Annotated in this window: 4 protein-coding genes; 2 read left to right on the top strand and 2 right to left on the bottom strand. The window is 69.2% G+C overall.

Going from position 1 to position 3,069, the window contains the following annotated elements:
* Positions 1 to 85: 85 nt before the first annotated feature.
* Positions 86 to 925: a siderophore-interacting protein gene (locus V7067_RS16940; RefSeq protein ID WP_334177065.1), complete on the bottom strand. Its 840-nt coding sequence runs from the start codon at positions 923 to 925 to the stop codon at positions 86 to 88.
* 280 nt (positions 926 to 1,205) lie between these two features.
* On the bottom strand, positions 1,206 to 1,730 hold the full coding sequence (locus V7067_RS16935) for an N-acetyltransferase family protein (protein WP_334177064.1): 525 nt from the start codon (positions 1,728 to 1,730) through the stop codon (positions 1,206 to 1,208).
* Positions 1,731 to 1,815: 85 nt separating this feature from the next.
* On the opposite strand from V7067_RS16935, the gene V7067_RS16930 reads away from it, so the two are divergent.
* Positions 1,816 to 2,751, top strand: coding sequence for a LysR family transcriptional regulator (locus V7067_RS16930; protein WP_334177063.1), 936 nt, complete (start codon positions 1,816 to 1,818; stop codon positions 2,749 to 2,751).
* Between the two features lie 113 nt (positions 2,752 to 2,864).
* A partial coding sequence (locus V7067_RS16925; protein ID WP_334176585.1) for a GTP-binding protein occupies positions 2,865 to 3,069 on the top strand: 205 nt, incomplete at its 3' end.

The raw sequence follows: 3,069 nt of genomic DNA, 5'->3' as shown, positions 1-3,069 counted from the left end.
TTCGGCCTGCTTGCGATCCTTTGGGCCGCCGGGGCAACCCGGCGGCCTTTTTCGTCTGCGCGCTGCGCCTCAGCGCGGTCCGGCCTCAGTCCTCGATCTTGTCGTGGACGCCGGCGGCGCCGCGCCGCCAGTAAGCAGCCGCCTTAAGCCATGCCTTCGGGTGGTTGTGGTGCGTCAGCATCAGCGTGCGCAGGCGGCGGGCGACGCCGCTTTCGGCCGCGATCCACACATGGCCGTCGCCCGGCGGCGGCACAAAGGCGGCCAGCGCCGCATCCAGCACCGTTGAGAGGCCGGGCTCCGTGCTGCCGCGGTGCAGCCAGCGGATCGTCGTGCCCTGCGGCGCGGCCAGCGGCAGTTCATCCTCCGGTCCGCCCGTTTCGGCAAAGACGAAGGTGCGCGCGCCGGCCGGCAGGCTTTCCAGCCGGCGGGCGATGGCCGGCAGTGCGGCATCGTCGCCGGCCAGCAGGTACCAGTCGAAATCGTCGGCAGGCACCATGGAACCGCGCGGTCCGCCAAGGCCGATGATCTGGCCGGGGGCAGCCTGCAGGGCCCATGCGGTGGCCGGACCGGCCTCGTGCACGGCAAACTCGATTTCAAGCTCGCCGCGGGCGGCGCTGAACCGGCGGGGGGTGTAGTCGCGCGCAATCAGCGCGCCGGTGCCCGTGGCCGGGCCGCCGTCCGGGCCGATGGCCGGCAGAACCGGCCGGCTTTCGCCGGGGGCCGGGAAGAACAGCTTCACATGGTCGTCAAAGCCGGCGCTCTGGAAATCGCCAAGGTCGCCGCCGGCAAAGGCGACGCGGATCAGATGCGGGCTGAGACGATCGACGCGCACCACCTCGATATGGCGGAAGCGCAGAGCGAACCGTGTGCGCGTCGTCGCATGGCGCAGCGCAGCGCCGGCATCGGCAGGGGAAGGAACGGACATGTCGGCTCCGGTTGAGGAATCCCGTCTGAAGAACGGCTCGGACCGGAGGGCCTGACGGGCGCTGACGCGCGCAAAGCACCACCGGCCGAAACCCGGGATCGGGATCGGTTGGGGTGCGTTGACTGACGTTAACGCTTACGCACACGGCAGCCGGGCCGCCGTGGAAGGACATAAAGCGGCCCGCGACGGAAAAGCCGCCGCAGGCCACGCGATCTGCCTAACACCACTGCAACTCATTTGCAATGGCGGCCGGCGAAGGCAGAGGCAGAGGCCGGGCCGGTCAGCCCTTCGGCGCCGGCGGGGCGTTGCCGTCCAGCACCTTCACCATGAACAGCAGGTCGAGCCAGCGGCCGAACTTGGTGCCGACCTGCGGAAGCACGCCGCAGTTCTGGAAGCCGAAGGCGGCATGGAGGCGGATGGAGCTTTCGTTGGCGGCCTCGATGCCGCCGACCAGAACGTGCACGCCGCGCGCAGCGGCCTCGTCCACGAGGCGGCCGAGCAGGGCCTTGCCGACGCCGCGTCCGCGCAGGTCCGCACGCACATAGATGGAAAGCTCGGCGGTGTGCCGGTAGCCCTCATGGGGGCGGAACGGGCCGTAGGTGGCATAGCCCAGCGCCATGCCGTCCTCGTCGGCCACCAGCACCGGGAAGCCGGCGGCAATGCGTTCCTCGAACCAGGCCGTGCGGCCGGCCAGGTCGGACGGGGTTTCGTTCCAGATCGCCGTGGTGTTGGCAACCGCGTCGTTATAGATCGCCAGAATCGCCGGAAGGTCGGCATAGACGGCCGGACGGACGATGATGCTCATGGATCGCCTTCTGGTTATGGATTGATTGGTGTGATGTTATCATGCCACAGATTGAATTGTCCAAACTCAACCATCAGCTTTCCCGATGGATATCGATCAGCTGCGCACCTTCGACCGTATCGTGCGCGACGGCTCCTTCACCAAGGCGGCGGCCCGGCTGGCGGTGACGCAGGCGACCGTTTCCATGCGCATCCGCGCGCTGGAAGAGGCGCTCGGCGGGCCGCTTTTCGAGCGCGGCCGCAAGGTGCGCCTCACCGAGCGCGGCGCGACCTTTCTGCCCTATGCCCGCCGGGTGCTGACCACCATGCTGGAGGGGTGCGATGCGATTCGTGCCGCCGAGCGCGGCCGCATCGCCATCGCCACGCTGCGCTCGCTGGTGGCCCCGGTGGTGTCGCCGGTCATGGTGTCGTTTCTCGGTGCGCATCCGCTGGTGGAGGTGGTGCTGCACGAGGGCAATCATGGCGACGTTGCCGAACGGGTTCATGACAGGGGCGTCGACCTTGCCATCATGGGGTGGCCGAACCTCGATCCGCTGCTCGACGAACTTTTTCCGCTGGCGATCTTCCGCGAGAAGATCGTGATGACGGCCAGCGCCGGGGTGGCCGCGCGGCTGCCGCCGGATGCCGGGCTCGACGATGTGTTCGCGGTGGTGCCCCATTATCTGATGCTCGGCTGGTGGCAGGTGATTCCCGATGCGGTGGCGGTGCTGCGACTGCGCGCGCGGGCTGCCTCGCGCATGCCGGGCGGGCCGGGACTGGCGCTGATCCGCGCCGGCGCGGCGGTCGGCTACATGCCGCAGACGTGGGTGGAAGACGACATCGCCGCCGGCCGGCTGGTGGCGCTGAACCCGGCCGACGGGCCGCAGGTGAGCCGCGACAGCGCCCTTGTCGCCGCCCGCGGCGGGGTGGCGGATGCGCCGCTGAAGCTGGAGCTTGCCCGCCGCCTGACCGCCCGTGCGAAGGCGCTGGGCATTCTGGAACGGGCCGATCCGCTGCTGGCACCGGGGCCGAACGGCGGCTGAGCGCGGCCACCCTGCGGAACTTCGGCCACCGCCCGGCAAAATCGGCTGAAACCGGGGCCTGCGCCGCTTTTCCCCGCTTGGCGGCCCGCCGGGGCAATGCTATCTCCGCGGCCATGACGACAGAACCGCGCCCGCTCATTCGCAACTTTTCGATCATCGCGCATATCGATCATGGCAAGTCGACGCTTGCCGATCGGCTGATCCAGCGCACCGGTGCGCTGAGCGAGCGCGAGATGAAGGAACAGGTGCTCGACTCGATGGATATCGAGCGCGAGCGCGGCATCACGATCAAGGCGCAGACCGTGCGCCTGACCTATC

This window comes from Pseudoxanthobacter sp. (assembly GCF_036822375.1).
Classification (GTDB): Bacteria; Pseudomonadota; Alphaproteobacteria; order Rhizobiales; family Segnochrobactraceae; genus Pseudoxanthobacter.
This window is presented reverse-complemented; position numbering and strand designations above follow the sequence as displayed.